This is a genomic window from Streptomyces sp. TBY4 (assembly GCF_024213195.1).
Taxonomy (GTDB): domain Bacteria; phylum Actinomycetota; class Actinomycetes; order Streptomycetales; family Streptomycetaceae; genus Streptomyces.
In genome coordinates, this window is the sequence record NZ_JANAVF010000017.1 from 1 (window position 1) to 26,019 (window position 26,019).

Here is a 26,019-nt window from a genome sequence, read left to right on the forward strand (position 1 = left end):
CCTGGCCGTGCTGTCGGGGCGTCCGCGTACTGGACGTACTCGGTTGCCCTGGCAGTGCGGCCAGGCGCGGTGCCAGAGGCCGCGGGCCCGGCAAGATCCGAAAGAGACGGCCAAGCGGCGGTGGGAGGGGTGGGACCGGCCTCGCGACCGGTCCCGCAACGGCTGTCAGCCGGTCACGTTGGCCACGCCCTTCTTGGCCGTCTCCCACGCCGTGTCCGACGCGACTCCCTTGCGCTCGACCTCGCTCAGCGCGTTCGTCAGCTGCTGCATCACGTTCTGGTCGTGCACGCCCAGCACCTGGACCGGCGACGCCTTGGCCGCGTCACCGAAGATCCGGCCGATCGGGGCGCCCGAGAAGTACTCGTCCTTGGCGTCCACGATCTTCGCGATCGCGCCCGTCGAGGAGGGGAAGTTGCCCTGCTTCTGGAAGACCTTCGCCTGCTGCTCGGGCGCGGTGAGCCACTCGATCAGCTTGTACGCCTCCTCCTTGTGCTTGGCCGCACGCGGGATCGAGAGGTAGGAGCCGCCCCAGTTGCCCGCGCCGCCCGGCAGCTTGGCGATGTCCCACTTGCCCTTGCCCGCGTCACCGGCCTGGCCCTTGATGTAGCCGAGCATCCAGGCCGGGCAGGGGATGGTGGCGAACGAACCGGCGGCGAAGGCCTGGTTCCACTGGGGAGACCACTGGTCGAGCTTGGCGCTCAGGCCGGCCTCGGCCGCCTTCACGGAGGTGTCCCAGGCGGTCCTGACCGCCGGGTTCGTCGCGTAGACCAAGGTGCCGGAGGCGTCGTAGTACCGCTCCTTCTCCTGGCCGATCATGATCCCGTAGAGGGATCCGATGCTGTCCAGCCAGGCGCTCTGGGCAGGTGCCTTCTTCTTGTACTCCTTGCCCAGCTCCAGGTAGCCCTCCCACGTGGACCACTTCTTCGCGAGCTCCTCGCGATCGGTGGGCAGGCCGGCCTGCTGGAAGAGGTCGGTGCGGTAGCACATGGCCTCGGGGCCCACGTCCGTGCCCAGGCCGAGGACCTTGCCGTCCTTGGTGGCCGCGGCCGACCACTTGGCCTCGGCGAACTGGCCCTTGAGCTTGTCCGCCCCGTACTTCTTCAAGTCCTCGAACTTGTCCGACTGCTGCTGGGTGACCGACGCGATCCGGCCCACCTCGACGCCCTGCACGTCCGCGAGACCGCCGCCGCCCGCGAGGCGGGTCTGGAAGGACTTCCAGTAGTCCGCCTCGTCCTGGGTGTCGCTCTGCTTGATCGTCACCTCGGGGTGGAGCTTCTGGTACTCCTCGTAGAGCCCGGCCTCCTTGAAACCGAAGGATCCGAAGAGGTCGACCGTGAGGGTGACCTTTCCGCCCGCGCCGTCGGAGGAGTCCGACGAGGAGCTCGATCCACAGGCGGCGAGAAGGGCCCCTGCGAGCACGACCGCGCCGAGGCGGGTCGTGGCTCTCTTGGCGGCTCGGGCGATGGACATGGGAAGCCTCCCTTGATCTCGGGATGAACCGAGCGCTTTGAGAGCGCTCTCAATCCGTGCGACTGGAGCGTCTCCCACCGCCTGCTCCTCGTCAAGACTCGAACACATAACGGCTTGGCGTTGCCTTCAACTGCCCCTAATGCCGGGTCCCTTGACATCAATGTTTCAGGAGATTTACGTTCCTGGCACTTGAGAGCGCTCTCGAAGGCGCTCTTCCCCCCACCCCACGTGATCGAGGTGCTGTTTCGTGCAAGCCTCCCTCCGAACCTCCCCCAGAGCCCCTCTCCGGGCCTCCCTCTCCAGACCCGCAGCGGCGACGTTCCTGGCGGTAGCCCTGGCCGCCGTCGGCCTGGGGCCCGCCGCCTCTCCCGCGGCCGCCGCCACCATCCCCGCGGGTTCGGGAAGTTACAGCGACACCCGACCTGCCGGCAGGTCCGGTCCTACGACGAACACCGGTACTCCCGTCACGCCGAAACTCACCGAGGCCGCCCGGAACAAGCCGGTTCCGACCAACGACTGGTGGACCTCGCTCGCCTATCAGCGCTACGGGGACAACCCGTACTCCACACCCATGTACGGTCACCCCCTCACCTACCAGGCCAAGGCCTCCGGCCTGGAGGTCGGCTACCCGACCGCGCCCGCGATCGTCGGCGACGGCCGGCAGTACGAGTACGCCCACAAGGCCGACCTCACCGTCGGCCTCACCGGCCTGAACTCTCCCGACACCAAGGCCGACGCCTGGTCGGACTGGACGGTCACCCCCTACTGGGCCGACGGCTCCCGCACCTTCCGGGCCACCATCGGCCACGGCATGCCGTTCGTGTACGCCAAGGGTTCCGGCGGCGACGCCCGCATCACGACGGCCTCCACGCCCACCGTCTTCGCCGACAACGGCAACGTCCTCGGCATCACGGTCGCCGGTCACCACTACGCCCTCTTCGCCCCGACCGGCGCCGACTGGAACGTGTCGGGCACCACCATCACCGCGGGACTCGCGGGCAAGGACTACTTCTCGCTCGCCGTCCTGCCCTCCACGGACGCGCTCGCGACCTACCGCAAGTACGCGTTCAGCTTCGTCACCGGCTCCCAGGTGGCCTGGCAGAGCGCCGGCGGCGCCATCCGGGCGACCTACACCCTGACCACCGAGGCCAAGGAGGGCACCGAGCGCGGCACCCTCCAGGCCCTCTACCGCCACCAGTGGCTGCACACCACCGACGCGCTGACCCCGTACACCTACGTCTCACCGCGCGGCACCATGAAGGTGCGCGAGTCCGCCTCCTTCACCACCAGCCAGAAGAACAACGGGGTCGTGCCCGCCCTGCCGGCCTCCAGCGGTGTCGACCGGGCCCGGCTGACCGGCTACCTGAACGAGGTCGCGAACGCCTCCGACCCGTTCTCCGGAGCCACCGACACCTACTGGACCGGCAAGGCGCTCGGCCGGCTCGCCCAACTGGTGCCCGTGGCCGACCAGATCGGCCAGACCGCGACCCGCGACAAGCTCCTCGGCCTGATGAAGGGCCGGCTCCAGGAGTGGTTCACGGCGGGCGGGGCGAGCGAGTTCAGCTACGACAAGGACTGGAAGACCCTCATCGGGTACCCGGCCTCGTACGGCAGCGACACCGAACTCAACGACCACCACTTCCACTACAGCTACTACGTCTACGCGGCGGCGATCATCGCCCAGTACGACCCGGCCTGGGCCGCCGACCCGGCCTGGGGCACCATGATCAAGCACCTGATCCGCGACACGGCCAACCAGAGCCGCACGGACTCGGCGTACCCCTTCCTGCGCGGCTTCGACGTGTACGCGGGCCACAGCTGGGCCTCCGGGCACCAGGGCTTCGCCGCGGGCAACAACCAGGAGTCCTCCTCGGAGTCCGTCAACCTCAGTGCCGGCCTCGTGCTCTGGGGCGCGGCGACCGGCGACACCTCGCTCCGCGACCTCGGCAGCTACCTGCTGACGACGGAATCCGAGGCGATCACCCAGTACTGGTTCGACGCGAACGAGCAGGTCTTCCCCGCCTCGTACAAGTACGGGACGGTCGGCATGGTCTGGGGCAGCGGCGCCGCGTACTCCACCTGGTGGACCGCCAACCCGGAGGAGATCCACGGGATCAACGTCCTTCCGGTGACGGGTGGTTCACTGCACCTGGCCCGTGAGAAGGCCGCCATCACCCGGAACATCGCCGAGATGGAGCGCGAGAACGGCGGTCCGGCCCAGGAGTGGCGCGACCTGCTCTGGGAGTTCGAGGCCCTGGCCGATCCGGCCAGGGCGAAGGTCAAGTGGGACGGCGTCAACGGCAACTACACGCCGGAGCAGGGCGAGTCCAAGGCGCACACCTATCACTGGATCAGCACGCTCGACACGCTCGGCGCACCGGACATGACGGTCAGCGGCGACCTGCCCACCTCTGCGGTCTTCACCAAGAACGGCACCCGCACCTACACCGCGCACAACCACGGCTCCACCACCCGCACGGTGACCTTCTCCGACGGCAAGACCCTCTCCGTACCGGCCCGTTCGACGGCCACGGGCACCGGCGCCGGAAACCCGGACCCGGACCCGGAGGAGCCGGGCCCGTCCACCGGCAACACCTTCCGCCTCAAGACCGGCGGCATCCTCACCACCGCCACCACCGACCCGGCCAGCGCGGACACCGTGGCCTCGGCCGACGGCGTGAACCGGGACGGCACCCCCTACAAGCCGACCGTCTACGAGGCGAAGCAGGTGAGCGGCCAACTCGCGGCCGGGGCGGCCACCTCGTTCCGCCTCCGGGTGGACGCGGGCACCAAGGTGGCGCTCGCCCCGCAGGTCCGGGTCAGCTACGACCTGACCGGTGACGGCACCTTCGACCGCACCGAAACCTACCGCTACTTCGCGACCGACCCGGTCGCGGGCTGGGAGGAGTACACGCAGGCCGTCGGCGCGCAGGCCGTCACCGGCAGCCTGGGCGAACTCAGGAACGGCACCGTCCGCCTGGAGATCTGGAACGCGCTGGGCAACGGCACGACCCAGGTACAGACGGGCACGGACGCGGCGGTGCTGAAGATCCCGTACGTGTAGCCAATACGGGCCTACGGGCGTACGGCCTACGGGCGTACGTCTGCGATCGGTGCGGCGGGTCTCCGGCTCCTCAGGCCGAGGCCCGCCGCACCAGCACGGTCGGGGTGATCACGGAGTCAGGTGCCGCACTGCTTCCCGTACGGTCGAGGTTGCGCAGCAGCAGCCGTGCCATCAGCCGCCCCTGGCCCTCGATGTCCTGGCGGACGGTGGTCAGCGGAGGGTCGGTCTCCCCGGCCACCGGATCCATGTCGTCGAACCCGACGACCGCCACCCGCTCGGGCACCGCGATCCCGCGCTCCCGCAGGACCCGTAGGGCCCCCGAGGCCATCAGGTCGTTCGCGACGAACACCGCGTCCAGGTCGGGCCGCCGATCCAGCAGCTCCGCCATCGCCCGGGCCCCGCTCTCCACGGTGAAGGCGCCCTCGGCGACGAGGGTCGGATCCATGTCCAGCAGCACGTCGCGGTAGCCGTCGAGGCGGTCCATCGCCGAGGTCTGGTCGGGCGGCCCGGAGATGTGCGCGATCCGCTCCCGCCCGAGATCCAGCAGGTGCTGCACGGCGACCCGGGCCCCGCCCCGGTTGTCGGCGTCGACGTACGGAACGGCCCGTTCGCCGGGGTCCGCGGTCCATCCGGGCCGGCCCCCGAACACGGTCGCGATCCCCGCTCGCCGGGTGATCGCGGGCAGCGGATCGTCCGTATGCAGGGAGAAGGCGAGAGCGCCGTCCACGTGCCCGCCGGACAGGTACCGGGTGATCCGGTCGAAGTCCCCCGGCCCCTCCACCAGCAGCAGCACGAGCTGGGTGTCGTGGGCGGTCAGCTCCTTGCTGATGCCCCGGATCTGCTGGGAGAAGAAGGGGTCCGAGAAGATCCGCACCTCCGGCTCCGCGATGACGACGGCCACCGCACCCGTCCGCCGCGTCACCAGCGTCCGGGCCGCGTGGTTGGGGACGTAGCCGAGCTCGTCGACCGCCCGGAGCACCTTGTCGACCAGCGGCTTGCGCACCCCGTCGCCCCCGTTGACAACCCGCGAGGCAGTGGCCCGGGAGACTCCCGCACGCGCCGCGACGGCTTCCAGGGTGGGGCGGGACCCGGGGGACTGCTCGGGCAAGGCGGTCGCTCCTCGTCGGCGGGGGCGGCGGCACGCACGGTGGTGCGGACTTGTGCCGTCGCCGGATCGGCTACAGCCTAGCGCCGGGACGGGCCGAAATCTGAGAGCGCTTCCAATCGGGCACCTGCAGGCCGGGCGCCCACAGGGTGCAACGCGCACGGATGCGGGCGACGGCCGGGGCCCGTCCGTCATGAACGCGTACCGATCCTGTCCGGCCGTCTTCACCGGTCCCGGAGCCGGTCGTACGGTGCGGCCAGACATCAGGAGGCCGCCATGCGCAGACCACTTGTCCCTGCCGCCGTTCTCGCCGTTCTCGCTCTGCTCGCCCTTCCGGTCACCGCTGCCCGGGCCGACCGCGCCATCCCGCCGCGGATCCTGAACGGCATGATCCCCCCCGTCGCCGTCGCGGTCGGCCCCGAGGGGTCCCAGACCTTCACCGTCACTGTCCAAGCCGCGGACGACTCCGGCATCCAGCGGAACCAGGCGGACGCCGCGCTGATCGGCCCCGGCTCGCAACTGATCGGCCCCGCCGCGCGCCCGGCCGGCTGACCCTCGCCGACTGGGACAACGGCGGCTACGTCGGCGCCCCCGCCGGGCTCGCGGTCAGGCTGGACTACACCCAGTACGGCACGGGGATCTGGCATCGGGTCGCCGACCTGACGACGGGCCGGGGCGGCGCGGTCCTGACCTCCACCCCGCCCCGCGCGCCCGGCGAATGGTTCCTGGCCCACGAGGGCACGGAGACCACGTCCTTCGGCGGCTCCCCGGCCTTCGACGTGCCCTGACCGGCGCACCCGCGGGGGGCGATCGCCCTGCACGGGGCGGCCCGGCGGAGTTCGAGATCGCCTCCCGTCTCAAGGTCGCACCACGTCCGCCGCCTGCACCCGCGCTAGCGGCTGGGGGCGTTCACAGTCCCAGCCGTCGGGCGTCCCTGCCCGTGTCGAGGGCCGGGGTTTCGACTTGGAGCCCGCGGGCCGGGCCGGGCTGTCCCGGCCGGCCCGGCTGGGCGAAGAGGTGGAGGAGCTCGGCGATGTCGTGTTCGGCCTCGGCGGGGTGGCGGAATTTGGCTCCGGGTGTGATCCGGTAGCGGTTGCGCCGGCCGTCGCGTACCCGGGTGAGGTATCCGCCCTCCTCGAGGTCGGCGACGAGCGCCTGGACGGTCCGCTCGGTGAGCAGGCAGGTCGTGGCCACGTCCCTCAGGCGGACGCCGGGGTCCCTTTCGAGGGCCATGAGTACGCGTGCGTGACTCGTCAGGAAGGTCCACGGAGCCCGGCGAAGCGGTTCACCCATACCTCCAGAATGCCCCTTTATCGTATGTACGTCCCGTTTCTTGCGAAATTATTGACGTATGTTCTTCCGGTGCGGACGATGCTGTTGAAGGTGTGCAGCAGCCGGCAGCCCCAGGACGTCCGGGGAGGCACAGATGACCGGGATCGTGTACGCAACCGACCTCGACACCTCCACGGCCGACGGCCTGGAGATCGGCGTGGAGGCGGGGCCGCCCGGAACCGTCCGGGTCTGCGTGAGCGGTGAGATCGACCTCCAGAACGCGGCCGCGCTCCGCGACACCCTCCTCATAGCCCTCGCCGCGCACCGCGGCGACCTCCTCCTCGACCTGGAGCGGGTCTCCTTCTGCGACTGCTCCGCCCTCAACGCCCTGCTGACCGTCCGGCACGCCGCCCTACGCGTCGGCCGCGGCCTGCGCATCACCGCCGCCGGCCGACCCGTCGAGAGGCTCCTCCACCTCACCGGCACCCGGACCCTCTTCACCTGACGCACCCGCCCCGAAAGTCCCTGACCTCCGCAGCCGCACAGGCCGACCGGGGGTCAGAATCCGCCGCGGAGGCGCATGCCGAGGGGACGCCCGTCGGGGTCGACCAGGGCGTGGTGCGGCGGGGTCGCCAGCAGGCGTCGTACGGTCGGCAGCCGCGGAGCGACGTAGCGGCGCAAGCGGCCCGCCGGCCGCGGGCCGCGGCGCCCGGCCGCGTGCCAGGCGTCCAGGGCCGCGGCGGACTCGCCGAGACGGTCGAACGCGGTGGACGGATCGCACAGCGCCTCCGCCCCGGGCGACCCGGCCCCCTCCCCGACAGCGGCACCCGCGTCGAGGTGCTCGCGCATGAGCTCCAGGCGCAGCTCCCGGGCGAACGGGCGGGCCCCGTCCCCGAGACCGCCCGGGTCGAGCGGCCGCCTCCGATCGGCGGCTTGGTCGAGGACGGTGCAGCTCAGCTCGGAGTCGTGCGTCCACGAACGCATGTTGACGTTGTCGGACCCGACGGCGGCCCAGACGTCGTCGATCACGCACACCTTGGCATGCACGTAGACGGGGGTGGAGGCATGGTTCTCCAGGCCGTACACCGCGACCCGGTCTCCTCCCGCGCGGCCCAGCTCCTCCAGGGCGGTGATCCGTCCGATCAGGTTCATGGGCCCGGTGAGCAGGCCGTCCTGCTCCGGAACGGTGGGGATGACGGCGACCAGCCGCAGCCGCGGACTCATGCGCAGCGCACGGGCGAAGCAGTCCACGACGCGCGGGGACCACAAGTACTGGTCCTCCAGGTAGATCAGCGTCCGAGCCCGCAGCAGCGCCTTGAGGTAGCCCCGGGCGATGCTGCGCTCCCCGTCGGGGGCGAAGGGATAGCCCCGCAGCAGACGGTTCGGATAGGTGCGCAGCACCTGGACGGCGTGCGTGCCGCACGGTGGGGGATCGGGCTCCTGCGGCGGCAGTGCGTCCGCACTGACGTCCTCCCGGGCCAGCCGTTCGCGCAGGCGCACGAGCGGGCTGCGGCTGAGCGGCGCGGGATCCTCCCAGCGCTCGCGGAACACGGCTTCGATGTCGCCCACGACCGGCCCGCTCAGGGCGAGCTGGACATCGTGCCACGGTGGGTGCGGACCGTAGCGGGGTGCCAGGGGCACCGATTGACGGTCGCCGCGGTGGTCGGCGTCGTCGTTGCGGTTGTGGCAGAGGTCGATGCCGCCGACGTACGCGACATCGCGCTCCGGGTGGCCGGGGTGCCGCAGCACCACCATCTTCTGGTGGTGCGAGCCACCGGGCCGTACGCGCAGATCGAGCAGACACTCCCCGCCCGCCGCCTCGATGTCCTCGCTGAGGGAACGGTTCTCCTTCTCACTGAACCGGAAGCCGTCCAGGTGGGAGCGCCACAGCAGCCCCTTGACGATGACACCGCGCCGGGCCGCCGCGCCCAGGACGGCCGCGACCTCCGTCCCGGGTCCGCGGAGCCGTTCGTCGGGATCGCCGCGCCAGTCGGTGAACAGCAGCAGGTCGCCTGCGCGCATCGCACGGACCCGCGCGAGGAGCTCCGCGAAGTACGTGGCGCCGTGGACGAGCGGCCGTGCCTCGTTGCCCTCGGACCAGGCCGCCCCGTCCGCCCGGCGATGCTCCAGCCGGGTGGCGGTGTTGCCGCGTTCCCCAGGCGCCAGCATCCAGTCCGAGGTGGGCATGGCGGGCCTCCACCCGCTCGCGTACCCGCTCTCCGTCCTTCCACACACGGGAGCCCGACCGGCCCGTCCGGCCGAGGTCCGGGGGATGCCGGGGTGCCGGTCGGCCGCGCACGGTCCAGCCTGGAGGGGATTCCCTGCAAGGACTCGGAGGACTCCACGGTGGACCGCCCCCTGCCCGGAACGCGCGGATGGCTCGGGCGTGCGAAGAAACGCGTGGCCGGGCTCGCCGAGCGCCGGGCCCGCCTCCATGCCCGGCGCGAGGCGGATGCCGAGGAGCAGTGGGAGGAACCGGTCGCGCCGGAGCCGCCGCACGGGCCCGGCGCCGTGGCGCGGGACCCCTCGGCCGCGGTGCCCTGGGGGGTGAGGGTGGCCGCGGAGGCCGGCTGGCGGTTCCTGGTGCTCGCCGCGACGGTCTGGGTGCTGATGCGGGTCATCGGGGCGGTACGGCTGGTCGCCCTCGCCTTCGTCGTCGCGCTCCTGGTCACCGCGCTGCTCCAGCCGACGGTCGCGCGGCTGCACCGGAGCGGACTGTCCCGCGGCGCGGCGACCGCCCTCACCGCGACCTGCGGCTTCGTGTTGCTCGGGCTGGTCGGATGGTTCGTCGTCTGGCAGGTGCTCGACAACCTGGACAACCTCTCGGACCGGGTGCGGGAAGGCATCGGCGAGCTCAGGCAGTGGCTGATCGACAGTCCGCTGCACGTCACGGAGCAACAGATCAACGACATCGCCGACCGTCTGAGCGACAGCATCGGCACGAGCACGAGTGAGATCACCTCCACCGGGCTCCAGGGCGCCACCGTTCTGGTGGAGGTCATCACCGGACTGCTGCTGGCCATGTTCGCCACGCTCTTCCTGCTCTACGACGGCAGGCGCATCTGGCAATGGACCCTCCGGCTCGTTCCCGCGGCGGCCCGCCCGGGGGTCGCCGGAGCCGGTCCGCGCGCCTGGCGGACCCTCACCGCCTACGTGCGCGGCACCATGATCGTCGCGATGATCGACGCGGTCTTCATCGGCGTCGGCATCTACTTCCTGGGCGTACCGCTCGCCGTTCCGATCGGGGTGGTGATCTTCCTGTCCTCCTTCGTGCCCCTCGTGGGCGCCGTCGTCTCCGGCGCGCTGGCGGTCGTGGTCGCGCTCGTCACGGATGGCGTCTTCACCGCTCTGATGGCCTTGATGGTCGTCCTCGTGGTGCAGCAGATCGAAGGGCACGTGCTCCAGCCGTTCATCCTCGGCAGGGCCGTGCGGGTGCACCCGCTGGCCGTGGTCCTGGCCGTCGCCACGGGCGGCACCATCGCGGGCATCGGCGGGGCCGTCGTCGCGGTCCCGCTCGTCGCCGTGGGCAACACGGTGGTGTCCCACCTCCGGTCCCACCCCGCCCGTGCCGTCGCGTGGCCCCCTGCACCCCCGGTGCCCGCATCAGGCTCGCCGGAGGATCCCCGGGCGGGCGACGACCCCGACCGCTGAACCGGCGACGAGCGGGCCGGGGAGGTTTACGGGAGGGCTGCGCGGACAGACGCGGCACGTCAGATGATCGCCAGCGATCGGAGTGAGAACCGTGTCGGGTGAGCAGAAGATGAAGGCCAAGAAGGAACAGGCCAAGGGCAAGGCGAAGGAAGCGATGGGCCGCGCCGTCGGCAACGAACGCGTCACCGCCGAGGGGCGCGCGGACCAGATGAAGGGTGACGCCCGCCAGGCCAAGGAGAAGGTCAAGGACGTCCTCAAGGACTAGCACGGCAGTCGATTTCACGGCCCCCTTCCCCGAAACCGGGCGACGGGGGCCGTGGGCGTACGAGGCGTCGCGCGGCGGGGTGGCGCCCGGGAGCGCGGTCGGACGGGGCAGGCCCCCAGAACGGGGCGGACGCCACGGAGGAGGCAGACATGAACGGGCACGGACCCGACACCGGGAGCAGCACCGCCGGGAGCGCCGCAAAGCATCCGCGTGCCGGCATCGGACACGAGGAGCAGGTACCTCGGCACCACCCCCAGGACGGCCCGCCTCCGGGAGGCCCCCTCCAGAGCGGTCGTCGCCCCGGGCTACTGCCCGACCAGGGCGCCATGGTCGACGAGCACGGACGCCCGCCTGGAACACCGTCGCGGACGGGTACGGGCTCCGGGTCCCCACCGTCCGACCCGGAACGCGTCGAGCGCGCCGCCCGCAGGACGGAGCCGGGTACGGCTGACCGCCGGTGAGCGAGGGGGCGTACGAACCCCCGCGGGCGGAGGGAACGGAACCGCACGCGAGACCAACCGAGAACCGAGAGCTGACCAGAGCTCTGAAGCAGGCAACCCCACGACCGGAGGGGCCCCGTCAGGAGCGGCCGAACCAGCGGCGCCTGGTCCGGGGCAGGGACGCGGTGCCATGCGCCGGGGCCGCCGACGGGTCGTCGTACTCGCGGGAGATCACCTGGACCTGGCCCGACTCGACGTCGTGCCGCACCGTGTCCAGGCCCTGACGGTCCAGGTGGGCAATGGTGTCGGCGTGGGTGGTGGTGTTCAGGGCGAGCATCCCGACCTTCGGGTGCCTCGGGCCGAGCTCCATCTCCTCGCCGAGCAGGATCTGCATCAGGCGGTCGGCGGAGGTCGAGGGCAGGTCCTCGTCCACCGCGACGTGCAGCATCAGGTGTTCCTCGCCGCTGGCCGGCCACCGGACCTGTGACACCCACACCGAGCGGACGGCGGGGAATTCGCGAACCCGCCGGACCAGTGCGTCGCGCAGGGCGACCGCCACTGGGTCGGTGGACCAGTCGAGCTCCATTTCCGCCCCGGGCCCGTAGGCCGACCAGTCCCGCAGCACCTGCTCAGGAAAGATCGCCTGCCCGTTTCCGGAGCGGACCCCGAGCACGGCGACGCCGGTCTTCTCCAGGATGTCCTTCAGCCGCGCCGCATCGCAGTGCACCATCCCGGCGGCCGTCGGCAGCAGCTGCGCGCCGAGCGCCGCGTCGGTGAAGCCGAGCAGCGTGGGCGGCTGCTCGTCGTCGGGCAGGAACATCACCGATCCGGTGTCGGTGACGGGAACGAACACCCCGCCCTCGAACAGCGCGGCGAGCACCGTGTCCGGCGCGGGTTCGTGCCCGTCCGCACGGCGGTCGAGAAGGTCGGCGAGACGTGCATTCGAATGATCGATCACGCGTGGAGCGTAGTGCCCAGACGGCCGTCTCGGAATGCGTCGCGGGTCCTGGCCGAGCGCCCGCGGATCCCCGCCGCCGCGGAACATGATGCCGCGCCCCGGGGGCAGACGAAGCCCGGGGGACCTTGCAGGGAGGCGCTCGATGTCGAACGGTACGGATGAGCAGGGACGCGACGAATCCCCGGAGGAACGCGCGGACCGGCAGTGGCAGGAGCTCGTCCAGGAGATCCGGGTCGCGCAGACGGGCGTCCAGATCCTGTTCGGATTCCTGCTCACGGTGGCCTTCGCCCCCGTCTTCGCGGGGCTCCCGCAGACAGAGAAGGCGATCTACGTCGTGACGGTGGTCCTGGGTTCCCTGGCGACCGGCGCCCTGATCGGCCCCGTGGCCTTCCACCGCTTCGTCTCGGGGCGCAGGATCAAGCCCGAGGCCGTCACGTGGGCCGCGCGCCTGACTTCCGCCGGCCTGGTGCTGCTCCTGGCCACGAGCACCTCCGCCCTGCTCCTCGTCCTCCGGGTCGCGACCGGCAACGCCCTCGCGACGTGGCTCGTCGGCGGAGTGTTCACCTGGTACGTGCTGTGCTGGTTCGTGCTGCCCGTCTGGGCGCGCATCCGCTACACCGCCAAGCGCTGACCCGGCGCCCCGGGCGGAACTTCCGGCGCGGGCCTGGGGGACTCAGCCCGCGGCCACGCTATCCACGAGGCTGTCGACGACCCGGCTGAGCCGTCCGTGACGCCGGTGCGCGGCCGCGAGCAGGTGGGCCTCGCGGAGCCGCCCCGCATGCGGTCCGGGGGCCGGAACCCCCGCGGCCGCCTCCGCACGCAGGGTGGCGGCCAGGCCCCGTACGAGGAGGGCCAGGAGCACGACCGTACCGATCCGGGCGTTCACATCGGCCACGCGGATCTCCAGCGTCGGCACGTGCTCGGACGGGGGCGGGCCCGACGGTCGGCCAGCGGGCGTGCTCCACGGCCCGCCAGTTGGCGTAGCCCGCGTCCCGGCCCCGGTCGAAGGGGGAGTTGGCCGCCAGGGCTTGCCAGCAGCACGGATCGCCGCATACGCCGGGGGAGGCCGCCGCGGAACCGTCCCCGGCGAGGCCGTCAGCCGAGCACCGGGACGAAGGACAGGTACTCCTGGTCCTCCGGGGACGGGACCACCGTGTAGGTGGACTCGGGAAGCTCGTTCCAGACGCCGGGCAGGTCCCCCAGCGGCTCGGAGACCACGATGCGCGAGTCGTCGGAGATCTCCTGGAGGTACTCCACCTCGGGATGGAGGTGGCGCACGGTCTCGGCGCGGCTGCTGTAGAAGAGCGACCGGGACGCACCCCGGCTGGAGTAGCGGAACGCCCAGACCCGCTCCCCGTCGCTGATGGCCAGGGTCATCTGGACCGGTTCGGCGACGCCGTGCTCCTTGCCGAGCCGCTCCACGAGCCCGGTCATCCGGGCCACCGCCCCCGGGACGTCCTGGTCGAGCCCGAAGGTCACCGCCAGGTAGAACATCACCTCGGAGTCCGTGGACCCCTCGATGGACGGGAAGAGCGCCGGGTCCACGGCCAGGCAGAGGTCGCGCTGGAGCCGGTGGAAGTCCGCGATGGCCCCGTTGTGCATCCACAGCCACCGGCCGTGGCGGAACGGGTGGCAGTTGGTCTGCTGCACCGCCGAACCCGTCGAGGCGCGCACGTGAGCGAAGAACAGCGGCGAGCGCACGTGCGCGGCGAGCTCGCGCAGATTGCGGTTGTTCCAGGCGGGTGCGATGTCCCGGAAGACGGCCGGCGTGCCGTCCCCGTTTCCGGCGTCCCCGCTGTACCAGCCGAGCCCGAAGCCGTCGCCGTTCGTCGTCTCGACGCCCATCCGGGCATGGAGGCTCTGGTTGATCAGCGAATGCTCAGGACGGTAGAGCACGGCGTCGAGCAGCATGGGCGAACCGGAGTAGGCGAGCCAGCGGCACATGCGAATCATCCCTTTCGCGGCCTGCTCCGAGCCTAACCCCGGACGCGGCCGGGGCCGGCGGAGGTGTGCGAGGGGGAGTGGCGCACGCGCCTCCGCGTACCGGAAGAAGTCGGTCCGCACGAGACGAAGGGGGTCAGCCTTCCCCCGTGCGGGTATATCTCATCGTGACGACCACGACGGTTCCCGCCGCCCCGCCCAGGAGCGGCCGGTGCCCACCCATCCGTCGGAGGAATCCCATGTCACCCGTTTGCAGCGACACAACCGATCCGCTCCGTACCGACCTCCCCAGCGAGATCCGCACCGGGATGCCCGAGGTCCCGGACGATCCGCTCAGCGTCGGCACCAGCGAGGCACGGACCCTGTCCGTCGCGCTCTTTCGACGGCTGAAGGAGCTGAGCGAGGGGACGGCGGAGTACTCGTACGTACGGAACACGCTGGTCGAGCTCAACCTCAGCCTCGTGAAGTACGCGGCGCGCCGGTTCCGCAACCGCTCCGAGCCGATGGAGGACATCGTCCAGGTCGGGACGGTGGGTCTGATCAAGGCCATCAACCGGTACGACGTCGAGCGGGGGGTCGAGTTCACCACGTTCGCCATCCCCACGATCACCGGCGAGATGAAGCGGTTCTTCCGCGACACCAGCTGGGCTGTGAAGGTCCCGCGGCGTCTCCAGGAGCTCCGGCTCGACATCGCCAAGACGCACGACGCGCTGGAACAGCGACTGGGACGGCGCCCGACCGACCAGGAGCTGGCTCAGTGCCTCGGCATCACGCCGGAGGAGCTGGACGAGGGCCTCCGGGCGGCCCACGGCTACGTGGCGGGATCCCTGGACGCCCCCGTGGGTCCGGAGGCCGACGGCGCCCCCCGGCAGTGGCCGCTGGGAGTGGAGGAGGAGGCGTACGACCGCATCGAATGCCTGGAGACGCTGAAACCCCTGCTCGCCACGCTCAGTGACCGCGACCGGCTGATCCTCTCGCTGCGCTTCGGCCAGGAGCTGAACCAGTCCGAGATCGGCGATCGCCTCGGCCTCTCCCAGATGCACGTCTCGCGCCTGCTGAGCCGCATCATGGCCAGGCTGCGGGCCGGGATGCTGGGCGAGGACGAGGGCGATCCGGACGGCGAGGGAGACCCGGACCGCACGGCCGGCCCCGAACCGGGCACCGTGGCGCTACGGCCCGGGGCGCAGTCCGGTCCCGAGCGATGCCAGGGCAGCCAGGCCGGGCGGGGCAGCCAGGCCGGGCCGCGAGACGGAACGGGGGCCTGCCCGACTGGCCCGACCCGCTGTGGCGCGCTCAAGCCGGCCGGTGAGCCCCGCGAGGCCGCCCGGAAGGGGCAGCGGCCGGCCGGGCCTTCCGCAGGGCCGGTGGAGTGGCGACCTCCACCCACACGCATTTCCCGCCCCCGACGGGGTCTGCTCCCCACGCGAGGGCCAGCCGCTTCACGATGAGCAGCCCGTGGCCGCCGGGCCGGGCAGGATCGCCCGGGACGCGGTAGACCGGTACGACCGGACTGGGGTCCCTGACCTCGATGCGCAGCCGCTCGGGGGTGCGGCGCAACAGCAGCGAGATCGGGCCGGCCGTGTGCATGCAGGCATTGGCCACCACTTCGGACACCAGGAGCAGCACGTCGTTCGCGGTCTCGTCTCCTACGCCGCTCCCGTACGCGATGCCGCCTTCCGGCAGCCACTGCCACTCGGTGAGGGCTCGGCGGGTGAAGGCGCGGCACCGTCCGACGGCGTCCGTGGCACCGCCCACCAGCAGACGCCGGGTCCACTCCGACGATCCGCGCTGGTCCATTGCGTGCTCCTCCGCCGGGCGGTGATTCAGGTCCCGCCCCGCCTGCGTTCCGCGCCCACCCCGCCGTGTCACGCGCCGATGCCGTGCGTGCGGCACCAGGTCCATGACGAAGCCCCTCTCCTGCCGGGCTCCCGGGTGCGGCCGCTGCCCTACGGATGCGGAGCGGCCGAAGTGAACCCGATGCATTCGACGTCGATCTGATCGGCGAGCTCGGTCAGTACGTCCGCCAGGTCCCGGACGGTCTGCTCGTCGCCGCGCATCTCCCCGGCGTGCTTCGATTCCAGCCAGTCGGCCGAGAGGCGGCGCAGGAGGCCGGTGACGTGATCTGCGGGGATCAGCAGGACGCCGTCATCCGAGGGGACCAGCGGTATGGAAATCTGGATCATGGAAACGTCTCCCGGGAGCCGTCCGGTACGCGCGTCCGCGCTACCAATAGTGCCGCCGTCCTCCCACCGCGTGCCCGACGGAGCCGAGCACCCACAGGACGACCCCGATCCGCTGCCGCAATGCGCGCCCTTACATGTGGGGCATGCCGTAATAGCGGGCGAACTGCTCAAGGTAGGTGGGCTCGCCCTCATGTTTGGCGTCGTCGTATTCGGGTGCGTTCTTGATCTGCTCCTTGGTCCGATCGACGTAGACCTTCTCCTCCACCGTGTCGATGCGGCGGATGGTGCCGGCGGGGAGCAGGACGTGCTTGCCGAAGATCCAGGCTCCGGTGTCTACGACGAGGTACGAGGCGTCCACGTCCTCGGAGTGCTTGTCGATCTTTCCGATGTGGCCGTCCGTCGCCTCGACCTTGTAGCCGATCAAGTCGGTCCCCGGCTGGTGGCCGATGTCCTGTCCGTAACCCCAGATGTTCGTGTCACGCATCGCTCTCGCCTCGCTTCTCCTCGTCGCCCTTCGGGCTGGACCAGCGACGTCGTCCCGTCACCGGGTCCGGTTGGGGTTCCGGGCGGTCGAGACGGCTCGCCTCGTCGGTATCGGCTGCGGGCGTGCGCTTCTCGTCACGCCGCGTGGATTCCCGTGCTCGGTGCGGGATGCCTCCGGCACCGCCTTGTTCATCCATGACGGCCTCCTCGAGATTCTTGAAGTCCCCGACCACGCTGACCGGCTCCTCGGGTGCGTCCCGGGGGAGGACGAAGGTGACCTGGTCGTGTTCAGTCGGGCGGCTCTGTGGGGCGGGGCTGTCCGGGTTCCGGGCGGGCAGGCTCGGGGCCACCCGGACGGCCCGGCGTGGTCGGCGGGGCGGGCTCGCCGGGTGGAGCCGGAGGATCCCGTGGTGTCGGGGGCTCGACCGGTTCGGGCGGGCCCGGCGGCTTCGGGAGATCGGGCAGTGGGGCCGGGGTGGCGTCGGGATCGGTAGGCACAGGGACGGTTCCCATGATCACGGCTCCTAGCGGTCGAGGGCGTGTTGGATTTCCTTCTTGTTGATCGTCGGCGGTGGACACCGCGCTTCCCGGCCCGGTTGCACAGCTGCTCCCAGCACGGCCGACACCAGCGCCGGCCTCGGTGATGATCAGGGTCCGGGGCGCGCTCACGACTTCGTCCATGCACCGCGCCTTTCCCCGATCGAGCGCCGCAAACGGAGATGCGCCGACGCACGGCTCAGGCCGGGTGCCCGGGTGCGAGGTCCGCGACGTCACCGAACCGGACGAGCGGAGGCCTCTCAGGTCCGGGCGGGCTCTGTGCGACGGGCACGAGCAGGAAGCCGACGTGGTCCCCGCCTTCGACGAGGCCTTGGACGCGGCCGACGAACCAAGCGCAGCAGTCCGCGAGGACCGGCGCCGCGCCCTCTCCGGGCCGCCAAGCCACCATCGCGAACTTGTCGACCTCGTCGCCGGACTTCCCGCCGAACAGCTCCGCCGTCCGAACCTGCTCACGGCGCAGGGCGTGGACCGCCAGGTGCGAGGCGCGGCACGCGACGCGGTACGTGCGGTTCGCTGTGGAGATCCACACCATGAAACGGGGCGGATCGATCGAGCATTGCGACGCGAATCCCACCAGGCAGCCGGCCCGCTCGCCGTCGGCCGCCGCGGTCACGACGTACATCGGGTAGTCGAGCGCCCGCGTGAAGCCGTCCAGTCCGGTCACGGTCAGCTCCTCGCGTGTGGAGGCTGTGGTGTCGGCAGGGGGGTGCGGAGCGCGGAGCGGCCCGCCTCCCAGGCCTCGCGGACGTGGGTGGCGAGCCGCTCTTCCAGCAGGACGGTCGCCGCGCAGCCGAAGGCGATGTCCGCCTCCAGCGCCGGCTCGTCGGCGAGCAGCCCGCCGATGACCTCGTGCCGTACGACCTGTTCGTGGACGGCGTCCGCCTCGACGTGCTCGGCGTAGAAGTGTTCCGCGGCCGGTCCCGCTCCACAGCGGCGCATGGCCTTGGCCAGCCGGCGGGACCCGGGCGAGGACGTCACCTCCACACAGGCGAAGTGACCGACCAGCGCGCCGCGCAAGGCCCGGTGCAGGCCGAAGAGGGACATCAGGTTGACGGTCGCGAGCAGGGCGGCGGGGGCGTGGTCGAGGTAGTGGCCGTACGCGTGGTCCAGCCCGAGGTCGGTCATGAGTTCCGCGAAGAGCCGGGCATGGATGCGGTCGGGGTGGCCGGCGCCGAACTCGTCGTACTCGATGGCCACCATCGCGGCCTTGGCGCGGCCGCTCAACCGCGGGATCACCCAGGCGTGCGGGTCCGCCTCCTTCAGGTGGTAGAGGGAGCGCAGGGCCGCGTACTCGCGCAGCTGCCAGAGCTCACCGTCGGTCTCCAGGTGATGGCTGACGCTGCCGGTCGGATCGATCGGCTCGACGAGGAGCGGAGCGAAGGCCTCGTCCACCGATCGGGGCGCACCGCGGAGCGCGGTGCGCAGCGCGTGCAGGAACCGGGTCTCCAACGCCTGCCTCAGCCCCAGCAGATCCGGATCCCATTCGCGTTCGTCGTCGACGCCCTCGAAGCCCCGGTAGTGGAGTTCGTAGAGGAGGTACAGCGTGAGCTGCAGGTCTTCTCCCCAGGGGTCGGCCCTCAGCACGCTCCCCGTGGAACGGGTGGGCGGCCGGCCGGTCCGCAGGGCCTCTTCCACGGAGTTCGACAGCTCGCCCCGGCCCGCGACGAGGAGCGGTCCGGCAGAACTCACCGTGGCGTTCGTGCTGGGCGCGGTCATCGAAAGCTCCTGTCCTCAGCGCCTGTCCCCGGATGCAGCGCGGCGACTCATTCGCGCGTGCGATGGCTGGTGTCGCACCAGGGGTACGAGCGGCTGCGGCGGCACACGCACACCGCGACCATGAACCGGTCCGACCGGACGACCGTCCCGTCGTCAAGGACGATCTCCACCGGACCCTCGACCAGGACCGGGCCCCGCGCATCGACGGCCACGCGGCGGGGAGCACGCTCGCTGTCAGATGTACTCGGCACGGATGATCACCAGCTCCTCGTGCTCGTCGCCGTCCGCCAGGCCCTGGGCCTGCAGCCAGTCCCTGCGGGCGCGCAGGACCGGGCCCCAGGGGACGCGGGCCCGCGCCGCCACCCGGGCACTCAGCCCGGCTGCCTCCAGGCGGGTCACGGTGACCCCTGGCCCGCACATACCGGAGTGCACCATGAGCAGGACGCCGCCGGGGCGCAGCAGGGCGGGGACCGAGGCGCAGATGCGGTCGATCACGGCGCGCCCGTCGGATCCGGCGTCCCAGGCTCGTGCCGCCCCGTGCGACGGCGGCCGGGCTCGCGCCGAGGGCACGTAGGGCGGGTTGGCGAGGACGATGTCGAAGCGCCGGCCGCGGGTCCGGGTCACGAAATCCCCGTGCAGGACCCGGAGCGGCAGTCCCTGCCGGAAGGCGTTCAGGCGGGCGGCGATCGCCGCGGGCCATGAGACGTCGACGGCCGTGACCCGACCCCCGGAACGGGCTGCGGCCAGCGCGAGGGCACCCGTTCCGGTACCGATGTCCAGTACCTCGGCATCGGGCTCCATCCTCTCCCGCGACAGGGCTTGCGCGAGGAGCAAGGTGTCGGTCTGCGGGCGGTACACGCCCGGCAGCGTGATCAGCTGCGCGGGAAGTGTTCCCAGGGACATGGCTGTACTGGACACCCTCAGCCTCCGGAATCAGTGGGTCCGCGGCAGGCGGATCCAGTTGTGGGGGGACACGGAGCGCCTGCCCGAGATCGGGATCCCCATCCTCGGATCCACCGGCTTTCTCCGAACCGCCGGAACCACGTCCGCGTGGCCGGCGAGCCCGGCCGGACCCGGGCTCGTAGTCTGGCGCGATGCGCCAGCACGATCTCGTCGTCATCGGTGCGGGTTCCGGCAATGCCGTCATCGACGATTCCTTCGCCGGCCTCGACGTGGCCGTCGTCGAGGAGCGGTGGTTCGGCGGAACCTGCCTGAACGCGGGCTGTATCCCGAGCAAGATGTTCGCCCACACCGCCCACGTGGCCCGTACGGTCGACGGGGCCGGGACCTACGACGTGGACGCAGAGCTGCTCGCCGTGCGCTGGCGGGACCTGCGGGACCGGGTGTTCGGGCGCCTGGACGCCGACCGGGAGGAGGGTCGCCGGGCTCGCCGGGAGTCGCACTTCGTCACCGTGTACGAGGGGAGCGCGCACTTCACCGGCCCGCGAGAGCTGCGCATCCAACTGGCGGACGGATCCGTCGACGTCAGCGCCCGGCAGATCGTCATCGCCGTGGGCGGCCGCCCCGCGGTGCCCCCGGCCGTCGCGGAGTCCGGCCTGCCGTACGAGACGTCCGACACCGTCATGCGGATCGAAGCCCCGCCCCGCCGTCTGGCGGTCCTCGGCGGCGGCTACATCGCGGCCGAGCTCGCGGAGGTGTTCGCGGCGGCCGGCAGCTCCGTGGCCATCGTCGAGAAGGAGGAGCGCCTGCTCGGCACCCTGGACGAGACGGTCTCCGAACGCTTCACCGAGCTGGCCCGGAGCCGCTACGACCTCAGACTCGGCCGGGAGGTCACTGCCGTCGGCGGCCGCCCGGGGGCCCTGCTGCTGACCCTCGACGACGCTTCGAAGGTCGAGGCGGACATGCTGCTCGTGGCCACGGGCCGGGTGTCCAACAGCGACCGGCTGAACCTCGCAGCCGCAGGAATCGACACCCGCGACGACGGCCGCATCGTCGTCGACGCCCACCAGCGCACCACGGTGGAAGGAGTCTTCGCACTCGGCGACGTCTGCGCCCCCGTACCGCTCAAGCACGTGGCCAACCGCGAGGCACGGGTCGTGGCCCACAACCTGCGCCACCCGGAGAACCTGCTCGCCACCGACCACGACCTGGTGCCCGCGGCCGTCTTCACCCGCCCCCAGATCGCATCGGTCGGCATGACCCGGCAGGACTGCCGCGACCGCGGCCTGGACCCGCTGGTCGGCGTGGCCCGGTACGCGGACATCGCCTACGGCTGGGCGATGGAGGACACGACGGGCTTCTGCAAGGTGCTCGCCGAACGCGGCACAGGCCGCCTGCTCGGCGCCCACCTCATGGGCCCGGAGGCCGCCACCCTCATCCAGCCCCTGGTCCTGGCGATGACCCTGGGCATCGACGCGACCACCCTCGCCCGGTCCCCGTACTGGATCCACCCGGCGCTCACCGAGCTCGTGGAGAAGGCCCTCCTCGACCTCGACCTCGACTTCGGCCCGTGACCGGGTCAGGGCAGCCCCGGGGCCTCGCGTGGGCCGCTGCGCCGGGGCACGTATCCGTCACACCGGCGGTCCCTGATCCGGATCCCCGGGAGGAGCCGCCAGTGCGGCTGCCACATCGGCGTGGATCGGAAAGAGGCGGTCCGCTCCCGTGATGTGGAACATCCGCGTGACAGGTGGGTGCAGACCGACCAGTTCGAGGCTGCCGCCGGCTTCCTTGACCTCGATCCGGCCGCGCAGCAGCACGTTCAGCCCCGTCGAGTCGCAGAAGTCCAGGCGGCTCAAGTCCACCAGGAGCCGTCCGCCGTCCTGCCATGCCTCGTCGAACGTCTGCAGGAAGGCCTCGGCGGTGTCGTGGTCGAGTTCCCCCGCCAGGACCAGGACCCTGGCCCCGGGGAGGGGCTGCGCTTCGACCGTGAAGCGTCCCTCGTTCGCGGCGGACATCACCTGTCCACCGCCGCTCCTCGACCGGTCGGGCGATCCGCTGGGGTAGCCATGATTCCTCCCGTCCTGAGCGTCTTGGACCCATCGCGCCTACCCCGCTGCGCGCCGTCCACGCGTGCGACGGGGTAGGGGAGTACGCCCCGTCCGGCCCCGTGGCCGGGCGGCGCGCCACTCAGGTGTCGAGCAGCCGGTTGGCCAGCGAGCGGTAGGCGCGCAGGGCCTGCCTCAGGTCCTCCGTGGGCACCTGCTCACCGCGGTCCCACTGCTTCTCGAGCCCGCTGCGGTGTTCGGAGAGCCTGGCCGCGAACGTCTGCATGACCTCCGCCACCAGCGTGTCCGCCGAGCGGACCGCTTCCCGGGGATCGTCCACGAAACGGCCCTGGATCTCGCTCCACCGGCTGCGGTAGCTCTCCGCTTCCGTCGCCCTGAGGAGCGGTTCGTCCCGCTCGTCGGGGTCGCCGGAGGCCAGGGGCGCCGGTGCGACGTCCTGTTGACCTTCCTCTTCCTGCCACAGTTCGTCGCCCGCCCGCTCCGGACTTCCCATCATGGTCGGCGGCTCCGACGGAGGCTCCGACGCGGCGCTCCGGCCGGCAGTGGCTTCGCCCGGGTAGACGGCCGGAGCGCCACGGCCGTTCGGCTCGGGACTCGTGAGGTCTTCCGTTGTCAGGGCGGACTCGGACTCCCGTCCGGTCCTCTCGTCATCGTGTCGGTTCTGCATGTCATCGGCTCCTGGAATCGGCCAGCAGTTCCTCGAACAGGGCGCGGTAGTGGACCATCGCCCCGCGCAGTTCCTCGGTCGTCGCCTCGCCCGCACTGCTGCGCGCCTTCGCCGCGTGGGCGGCCCGGTACTCCTCCAGAGTGCGGCCGTGCTCCACCGAGAGGTCCCGCAACCGGTCCTCGTACCCTTCGGTCGGATATCCGCGCTCACCCATCAGCCTGGTCACCAGCTCGTCGGCCTGGACCACGCAACGCTCCGGACGGTCCACGAACTGCTGCTGAACGCCGCTCCATTCATCCGCGTACTGGTTCCGCCGTGCGGGGGTCAGCTCCTTGATGTCGAGGTGGTCGTGCCGTACCTCACGGGCACGCAGGTCGCGCTCGGCGGACCGCGGGTCACCGCGCTCTGCGACGGCGCGCTCGTACTCGGGCCCGAACCGCTCGCGCAGGTGCCGACGCCGGGCCAGCATCCGGAGCACCGAGATGAGCGCGATCAGGAGGACCGCCGCCACGACGATGATGGCTATCAGCAAATTGGTTGACATCTCCTGCCTCCGTCCGGGGGCCTTCGTATCCGTCGATGCGGCTGCCCCGGCGGGCGCCGGGCAAACCCGTGCGGCGGGGTCAAGGCACCGGCCCGCGATAGCGACCTCGGCCTCGGATACGCGCCGGCTGTTTGAGCCGCGTACTCCTGGCCAGACGCGAAGGGATCGCGCATCCGAATCCGGGGCCGCGTCCGGCCCCGCTCCAAAGGAGGTTCCGAGGTGGGAAACATATCGCGTCTGCCAGGTACTGCGGAGCACCACTGGTTGTGGCAGGAAGATGCGGCCTGCCGGGAACTGGGCTCGCGCCTCTTCTTCCACCCAGTCGGAGAACGGGGCCCGGACAGCGAGGAACGGGACGCGGCGGCGAAAGAGGTGTGCGCGCGGTGTCCGGTCCGGCGCGAATGCCTCCAGCATGCGCTGGAGGTGCAGGAGCCGTTCGGCATCTGGGGCGGACTCACGGAGCAGGAGAGGCGGCGGCTGCGTGCCGCGGGACGCGGTCGCAAGAGGTCGGCGGTGTCCGCGTCCGCCTCTGCCTGAGGGATCGTCCGGAGCGTGGCGCGGGCCGCCCACCGCGGTTTCCCGTGCGTGGGGTCAGCCCTGCATGTCGAGGTAGACCCTGACCGTGGTTCCCGTGGTACCGGCGTGCATGCGGACCAGCGTGGCGAGCTCGTTGACCAGGAGCAGTCCGCGGCCACCGGGCCTGTCCACCGGGGGCGGCACACGGCCGGCTACGGGATCGCACAGCAGTCCGGAGTCCTGCACTTCGCACACCAGTTGATCCCCCTCGGCCCAGAGCCGCAGGGTTCCGCTGCCACCGCCGTGCACCACGCTGTTCGTCGTCAGCTCGGCGACCGTCAGCGACAGCGCGGACGTGGCTTCGTCGGCGATGCCGAGCCGCGACGCGATCAGGATGGCGAACGTCCGTGCGTCGTGCAGGAGCCCATCGTCGAACTCGAAGGCGCGGGCCTCGTCGGGGTGGGTCAGCGGCTCGTTGCCGCGTGCGAGAGCACGGTCGACCGAGAAGGGTCCGCTCGCCCGCTCCCTGCCCTCCTCGATGACGACCGGGTGGGCGATCCTCGCGTCGGAGAGCACCTCCCTGGGCAGGTGTTCGGCGTCGTAGGGACACAGGATGGTCACATCACGGCCTCTGAAGACGGTGTTGATCAAGGCTTCGTGCTGGAGGCACGCCGGGTACTCCTGCGGGGTACGCCCCGGCCAGACGGGTTCACCGATGATGCGGACGTGCCGGGAGCGCTGGGCGTCGGCGAAAGCGAGGAGGATCCGGGGGATGATCCTGCCCGGATTGAGCCCTGCCAGCGCCATGTCGACGAAGCGCACCCCGGGAAGCGCGTGCTCCGGGTCCAGGCTGGTGAGTCCCGCCCTGATCAGCCCGAGGTTTCCCGTCGGTAGGGCCACGGCGACGGGTTCTCCCGCCGCCGCTCCGGCCCTGACAAAGGGCAGCAGGGTGGCCAGGTACTCGTCCTCACCCCGGTAGAAGAACGCGGGGTGTGCAAAGGGGGACATCGAGATCCCTTCCCTGTGCCGCACTCCTCGGAAGGTGCCGTGCCATACGCCTCGTGCACGGGTGCTGCTGCCCGGGAACCAGGGGGTTATGTCGGAGCGCGTGGACATCCTGGTTTCGGGTTGACTCCCGTACCCCGGGGCAGGCGCGAGCGGAACGAGAGAACGAGGCCGCGTCGGCGCGACATGCGCCCGCCATCCGACCGGACGCACCACCTCGTGCTGCGGGGCACCTCGGGGTGGGACCCCGGCCTACGACGCGGCGACGGTGTCGTGGATGTCATCGGTGTCGTCGGTCAGGAGGCCGGTCCTGAGCCGCTTCGTGATCCGGCTCAGCAGCCGGGACACGTGCATCTGGGAGATGCCGAGCCGGTCGCCGATCTCGGACTGGGTGAGCTCTTCCCCGAAGCGCAGGGCCAGGATCTCGCGGTCCCGGTCGCTGAGCGTAGTCAGCAGCGGTTTGAGCGTCTCCAGGCATTCGATGCGGTCGTACGCCGCTTCCTCCGTGCCGAGCGAGGTCTGCAGCGGGGTCACGGCTGCATCCTTGTCGAGGGGCGCGTCGAGGGAGCCGGCGGTGTAGCCGTTGGCGGCCTGGAGGCCCTCCATCAGCTCCTCGTCCGTGATTCCGAGGCGTTGTGCCAGCTCGTGCTCGCTGGGCAGGCGGCCGAGCCGTTGTTCGAGGGCGTCGTAGGCCTTGGCGATGTCGAGCCTGAGTTCCTGCAGGCGTCGGGGCACCTTCACCGACCAGCTCGTGTCCCGGAAGAACCGTTTGATCTCGCCGATGATGGTCGGTATGGCGAAGGTGGTGAACTCGACCCCGCGCTCCACGTCGTACCGGTTGATGGCCTTGATGAGGCCGATCGTGCCGACCTGGATGATGTCTTCCAGAGGCTCCCTGCGCGTGCGGTAGCGGCGGGCCGCGTACTTCACCAGGCTGAGGTTGAGCTCGACGAGGGTGTTGCGCACGTACGAGTACTCCGGGGTGCCCTCTTCCAGGGCGTTCAGACGCCGGAAGAGCGCGGCGGACAGGGTGCGCGCGTCCGTGGTGCTCACGCTGGCCGGGTCCTCCGGGACGTCGAGAAGGTCCGGGTGCCCGGTATGGAGGGGGTCCGCGGTGTCGCGGGAGATGGGTGACATGTGAGACCTCCGACGGCTGGGGCTGCTGCCGGAGGGCGCAGTGGGGGCCGTCGTCGTCTTCCCGAACGGTACATACCC

General features: G+C 71.3%; 29 protein-coding genes and 1 pseudogene. 9 read left to right on the forward strand and 21 right to left on the reverse strand.

The features are described 5' to 3' along the window. Positions 1–165: 165 nt before the first annotated feature. A complete protein-coding gene (locus NLX94_RS30820) occupies positions 166–1,470 on the reverse strand; it encodes an ABC transporter substrate-binding protein (protein WP_254386406.1) in 1,305 nt (434 codons plus the stop codon). 247 nt (positions 1,471–1,717) lie between these two features. Between NLX94_RS30820 and NLX94_RS30825 the strand changes: the two genes are divergently transcribed. Then, positions 1,718–4,534: a glycosyl hydrolase gene (locus NLX94_RS30825; protein ID WP_254386407.1), complete on the forward strand. Its 2,817-nt coding sequence runs from the start codon at positions 1,718–1,720 to the stop codon at positions 4,532–4,534. A gap of 70 nt (positions 4,535–4,604) precedes the next feature. On the opposite strand, the gene NLX94_RS30830 is transcribed toward NLX94_RS30825, so the two are convergent. Continuing rightward, positions 4,605–5,642, reverse strand: a complete 1,038-nt coding sequence (locus NLX94_RS30830) for a LacI family DNA-binding transcriptional regulator (protein WP_254386408.1) — start codon at positions 5,640–5,642, stop codon at positions 4,605–4,607. 273 nt (positions 5,643–5,915) lie between these two features. On the opposite strand from NLX94_RS30830, the gene NLX94_RS30835 reads away from it, so the two are divergent. Next, positions 5,916–6,191, forward strand: a complete 276-nt coding sequence (locus tag NLX94_RS30835; RefSeq protein ID WP_254386409.1) for a hypothetical protein — start codon at positions 5,916–5,918, stop codon at positions 6,189–6,191. Positions 6,192–6,548: 357 nt separating this feature from the next. On the opposite strand, the gene NLX94_RS30840 is transcribed toward NLX94_RS30835, so the two are convergent. Continuing rightward, positions 6,549–6,932, reverse strand: a complete 384-nt coding sequence (locus tag NLX94_RS30840) for a helix-turn-helix domain-containing protein (RefSeq protein WP_254386410.1) — start codon at positions 6,930–6,932, stop codon at positions 6,549–6,551. 133 nt (positions 6,933–7,065) lie between these two features. On the opposite strand from NLX94_RS30840, the gene NLX94_RS30845 reads away from it, so the two are divergent. Beyond that, positions 7,066–7,416: an STAS domain-containing protein gene (locus tag NLX94_RS30845; protein ID WP_254386411.1), complete on the forward strand. Its 351-nt coding sequence runs from the start codon at positions 7,066–7,068 to the stop codon at positions 7,414–7,416. 53 nt (positions 7,417–7,469) lie between these two features. On the opposite strand, the gene NLX94_RS30850 is transcribed toward NLX94_RS30845, so the two are convergent. After that, positions 7,470–9,098: a phospholipase D-like domain-containing protein gene (locus NLX94_RS30850; protein ID WP_254386413.1), complete on the reverse strand. Its 1,629-nt coding sequence runs from the start codon at positions 9,096–9,098 to the stop codon at positions 7,470–7,472. Between the two features lie 159 nt (positions 9,099–9,257). Between NLX94_RS30850 and NLX94_RS30855 the strand changes: the two genes are divergently transcribed. Next, a complete protein-coding gene (locus tag NLX94_RS30855) occupies positions 9,258–10,562 on the forward strand; it encodes an AI-2E family transporter (RefSeq protein WP_254386414.1) in 1,305 nt (434 codons plus the stop codon). Between the two features lie 109 nt (positions 10,563–10,671). After that, a complete protein-coding gene (locus tag NLX94_RS30860; RefSeq protein ID WP_302170848.1) occupies positions 10,672–10,827 on the forward strand; it encodes a CsbD family protein in 156 nt (51 codons plus the stop codon). Between the two features lie 579 nt (positions 10,828–11,406). On the opposite strand, the gene NLX94_RS30865 is transcribed toward NLX94_RS30860, so the two are convergent. Then, positions 11,407–12,225, reverse strand: a complete 819-nt coding sequence (locus NLX94_RS30865; RefSeq protein WP_254386416.1) for a hypothetical protein — start codon at positions 12,223–12,225, stop codon at positions 11,407–11,409. Between the two features lie 142 nt (positions 12,226–12,367). On the opposite strand from NLX94_RS30865, the gene NLX94_RS30870 reads away from it, so the two are divergent. After that, positions 12,368–12,856: a DUF6328 family protein gene (locus NLX94_RS30870; protein ID WP_254386417.1), complete on the forward strand. Its 489-nt coding sequence runs from the start codon at positions 12,368–12,370 to the stop codon at positions 12,854–12,856. A 42-nt stretch (positions 12,857–12,898) separates the two neighbouring features. On the opposite strand, the gene NLX94_RS30875 is transcribed toward NLX94_RS30870, so the two are convergent. Both NLX94_RS30875 and NLX94_RS30880 read right to left on the reverse strand, forming a co-directional pair. Beyond that, complete coding sequence (locus NLX94_RS30875; protein WP_254386419.1) at positions 12,899–13,120, reverse strand: hypothetical protein; 222 nt, start codon at positions 13,118–13,120, stop codon at positions 12,899–12,901. A gap of 200 nt (positions 13,121–13,320) precedes the next feature. Further along, positions 13,321–14,169 (reverse strand): class II glutamine amidotransferase, encoded by an 849-nt coding sequence (locus NLX94_RS30880; RefSeq protein WP_254386420.1) that lies wholly within the window; start codon positions 14,167–14,169, stop codon positions 13,321–13,323. A gap of 305 nt (positions 14,170–14,474) precedes the next feature. On the opposite strand from NLX94_RS30880, the pseudogene NLX94_RS30885 reads away from it, so the two are divergent. Continuing rightward, a pseudogene (locus NLX94_RS30885) lies at positions 14,475–15,284 on the forward strand (SigB/SigF/SigG family RNA polymerase sigma factor); the annotation flags it as partial. 175 nt (positions 15,285–15,459) lie between these two features. On the opposite strand, the gene NLX94_RS30890 reads toward NLX94_RS30885, so the two are convergent. The 9 genes from NLX94_RS30890 to NLX94_RS30930 all read right to left on the reverse strand — a co-directional run bounded on the left by NLX94_RS30890 (position 15,460) and on the right by NLX94_RS30930 (position 20,009). Then, on the reverse strand, positions 15,460–16,149 hold the full coding sequence (locus NLX94_RS30890) for an ATP-binding protein (RefSeq protein ID WP_308402589.1): 690 nt from the start codon (positions 16,147–16,149) through the stop codon (positions 15,460–15,462). Beyond that, entirely contained in the window at positions 16,113–16,349 is a 237-nt protein-coding gene (locus NLX94_RS30895; protein WP_254386423.1) for a DUF6213 family protein, read from the reverse strand. The genes NLX94_RS30890 and NLX94_RS30895 overlap by 37 nt, the downstream gene beginning before the upstream one ends. Positions 16,350–16,389: 40 nt before the next feature. Next, on the reverse strand, positions 16,390–16,470 hold the full coding sequence (locus tag NLX94_RS39655; protein WP_374684050.1) for a DUF6131 family protein: 81 nt from the start codon (positions 16,468–16,470) through the stop codon (positions 16,390–16,392). Between the two features lie 9 nt (positions 16,471–16,479). Further along, the gene (locus NLX94_RS30900; protein WP_254386424.1) at positions 16,480–16,833 is read right to left on the reverse strand and encodes a PRC-barrel domain-containing protein; all 354 of its coding nucleotides are present in this window, start codon (positions 16,831–16,833) and stop codon (positions 16,480–16,482) included. After that, positions 16,826–17,065, reverse strand: coding sequence for a hypothetical protein (locus tag NLX94_RS30905; RefSeq protein WP_254386425.1), 240 nt, complete (start codon positions 17,063–17,065; stop codon positions 16,826–16,828). Before NLX94_RS30905 ends, NLX94_RS30900 begins: the two co-directional genes overlap by 8 nt. Before the next feature lie 503 nt (positions 17,066–17,568). Further along, a complete protein-coding gene (locus NLX94_RS30915; RefSeq protein ID WP_254386426.1) occupies positions 17,569–18,054 on the reverse strand; it encodes a flavin reductase family protein in 486 nt (161 codons plus the stop codon). Between the two features lie 2 nt (positions 18,055–18,056). Continuing rightward, positions 18,057–19,106 (reverse strand): iron-containing redox enzyme family protein, encoded by a 1,050-nt coding sequence (locus NLX94_RS30920; protein WP_254386427.1) that lies wholly within the window; start codon positions 19,104–19,106, stop codon positions 18,057–18,059. Between the two features lie 47 nt (positions 19,107–19,153). Then, entirely contained in the window at positions 19,154–19,357 is a 204-nt protein-coding gene (locus NLX94_RS30925) for a CDGSH iron-sulfur domain-containing protein (protein ID WP_254386428.1), read from the reverse strand. Continuing rightward, complete coding sequence (locus NLX94_RS30930; protein ID WP_254386429.1) at positions 19,341–20,009, reverse strand: HemK2/MTQ2 family protein methyltransferase; 669 nt, start codon at positions 20,007–20,009, stop codon at positions 19,341–19,343. Before NLX94_RS30930 ends, NLX94_RS30925 begins: the two co-directional genes overlap by 17 nt. A 191-nt stretch (positions 20,010–20,200) precedes the next feature. Between NLX94_RS30930 and NLX94_RS30935 the strand changes: the two genes are divergently transcribed. Continuing rightward, positions 20,201–21,580: a mycothione reductase gene (locus NLX94_RS30935; protein ID WP_254386430.1), complete on the forward strand. Its 1,380-nt coding sequence runs from the start codon at positions 20,201–20,203 to the stop codon at positions 21,578–21,580. Positions 21,581–21,637: 57 nt separating this feature from the next. Here the strand turns inward: NLX94_RS30935 and NLX94_RS30940 are convergent, their stop codons facing one another. The 3 genes from NLX94_RS30940 to NLX94_RS30950 all read right to left on the reverse strand — a co-directional run bounded on the left by NLX94_RS30940 (position 21,638) and on the right by NLX94_RS30950 (position 23,283). After that, positions 21,638–22,021: an STAS domain-containing protein gene (locus NLX94_RS30940; protein WP_254386431.1), complete on the reverse strand. Its 384-nt coding sequence runs from the start codon at positions 22,019–22,021 to the stop codon at positions 21,638–21,640. Positions 22,022–22,193: 172 nt separating this feature from the next. Beyond that, positions 22,194–22,568 (reverse strand): hypothetical protein, encoded by a 375-nt coding sequence (locus tag NLX94_RS30945; RefSeq protein ID WP_254386432.1) that lies wholly within the window; start codon positions 22,566–22,568, stop codon positions 22,194–22,196. A 172-nt stretch (positions 22,569–22,740) separates the two neighbouring features. After that, a complete protein-coding gene (locus tag NLX94_RS30950; RefSeq protein ID WP_254386433.1) occupies positions 22,741–23,283 on the reverse strand; it encodes a hypothetical protein in 543 nt (180 codons plus the stop codon). A 219-nt stretch (positions 23,284–23,502) separates the two neighbouring features. Between NLX94_RS30950 and NLX94_RS30955 the strand changes: the two genes are divergently transcribed. Beyond that, entirely contained in the window at positions 23,503–23,820 is a 318-nt protein-coding gene (locus NLX94_RS30955; RefSeq protein WP_308402591.1) for a WhiB family transcriptional regulator, read from the forward strand. A gap of 54 nt (positions 23,821–23,874) precedes the next feature. Here the strand turns inward: NLX94_RS30955 and NLX94_RS30960 are convergent, their stop codons facing one another. Both NLX94_RS30960 and NLX94_RS30965 read right to left on the reverse strand, forming a co-directional pair. Beyond that, positions 23,875–24,807 (reverse strand): anti-sigma factor RsbA family regulatory protein, encoded by a 933-nt coding sequence (locus NLX94_RS30960; RefSeq protein WP_254386435.1) that lies wholly within the window; start codon positions 24,805–24,807, stop codon positions 23,875–23,877. 249 nt (positions 24,808–25,056) lie between these two features. Continuing rightward, the gene (locus NLX94_RS30965; protein WP_254386436.1) at positions 25,057–25,941 is read right to left on the reverse strand and encodes a SigB/SigF/SigG family RNA polymerase sigma factor; all 885 of its coding nucleotides are present in this window, start codon (positions 25,939–25,941) and stop codon (positions 25,057–25,059) included. Positions 25,942–26,019 lie beyond the last annotated feature (78 nt).

Coding starts and splice junctions, on each gene's coding strand:
- NLX94_RS30960 (WP_254386435.1), bottom strand. CDS start 24,807: ATGTCCCCCTTTGCACACCCCGCGTTCTTCTACCGGGGTGAGGACGAG.
- NLX94_RS30945 (WP_254386432.1), bottom strand. CDS start 22,568: ATGATGGGAAGTCCGGAGCGGGCGGGCGACGAACTGTGGCAGGAAGAG.
- NLX94_RS30860 (WP_302170848.1), top strand. CDS start 10,672: ATGAAGGCCAAGAAGGAACAGGCCAAGGGCAAGGCGAAGGAAGCGATG.
- NLX94_RS30840 (WP_254386410.1), bottom strand. CDS start 6,932: ATGGGTGAACCGCTTCGCCGGGCTCCGTGGACCTTCCTGACGAGTCAC.
- NLX94_RS30935 (WP_254386430.1), top strand. CDS start 20,201: ATGCGCCAGCACGATCTCGTCGTCATCGGTGCGGGTTCCGGCAATGCC.
- NLX94_RS30870 (WP_254386417.1), top strand. CDS start 12,368: ATGTCGAACGGTACGGATGAGCAGGGACGCGACGAATCCCCGGAGGAA.
- NLX94_RS30820 (WP_254386406.1), bottom strand. CDS start 1,470: ATGTCCATCGCCCGAGCCGCCAAGAGAGCCACGACCCGCCTCGGCGCG.
- NLX94_RS30895 (WP_254386423.1), bottom strand. CDS start 16,349: ATGATCCAGATTTCCATACCGCTGGTCCCCTCGGATGACGGCGTCCTG.
- NLX94_RS30950 (WP_254386433.1), bottom strand. CDS start 23,283: ATGTCAACCAATTTGCTGATAGCCATCATCGTCGTGGCGGCGGTCCTC.
- NLX94_RS30850 (WP_254386413.1), bottom strand. CDS start 9,098: ATGCCCACCTCGGACTGGATGCTGGCGCCTGGGGAACGCGGCAACACC.
- NLX94_RS30930 (WP_254386429.1), bottom strand. CDS start 20,009: ATGTCCCTGGGAACACTTCCCGCGCAGCTGATCACGCTGCCGGGCGTG.
- NLX94_RS30920 (WP_254386427.1), bottom strand. CDS start 19,106: ATGACCGCGCCCAGCACGAACGCCACGGTGAGTTCTGCCGGACCGCTC.
- NLX94_RS30880 (WP_254386420.1), bottom strand. CDS start 14,169: ATGTGCCGCTGGCTCGCCTACTCCGGTTCGCCCATGCTGCTCGACGCC.
- NLX94_RS30845 (WP_254386411.1), top strand. CDS start 7,066: ATGACCGGGATCGTGTACGCAACCGACCTCGACACCTCCACGGCCGAC.
- NLX94_RS30965 (WP_254386436.1), bottom strand. CDS start 25,941: ATGTCACCCATCTCCCGCGACACCGCGGACCCCCTCCATACCGGGCAC.
- NLX94_RS30900 (WP_254386424.1), bottom strand. CDS start 16,833: ATGCGTGACACGAACATCTGGGGTTACGGACAGGACATCGGCCACCAG.
- NLX94_RS30835 (WP_254386409.1), top strand. CDS start 5,916: ATGCGCAGACCACTTGTCCCTGCCGCCGTTCTCGCCGTTCTCGCTCTG.
- NLX94_RS30940 (WP_254386431.1), bottom strand. CDS start 22,021: ATGTCCGCCGCGAACGAGGGACGCTTCACGGTCGAAGCGCAGCCCCTC.
- NLX94_RS30890 (WP_308402589.1), bottom strand. CDS start 16,149: ATGCATCGGGTTCACTTCGGCCGCTCCGCATCCGTAGGGCAGCGGCCG.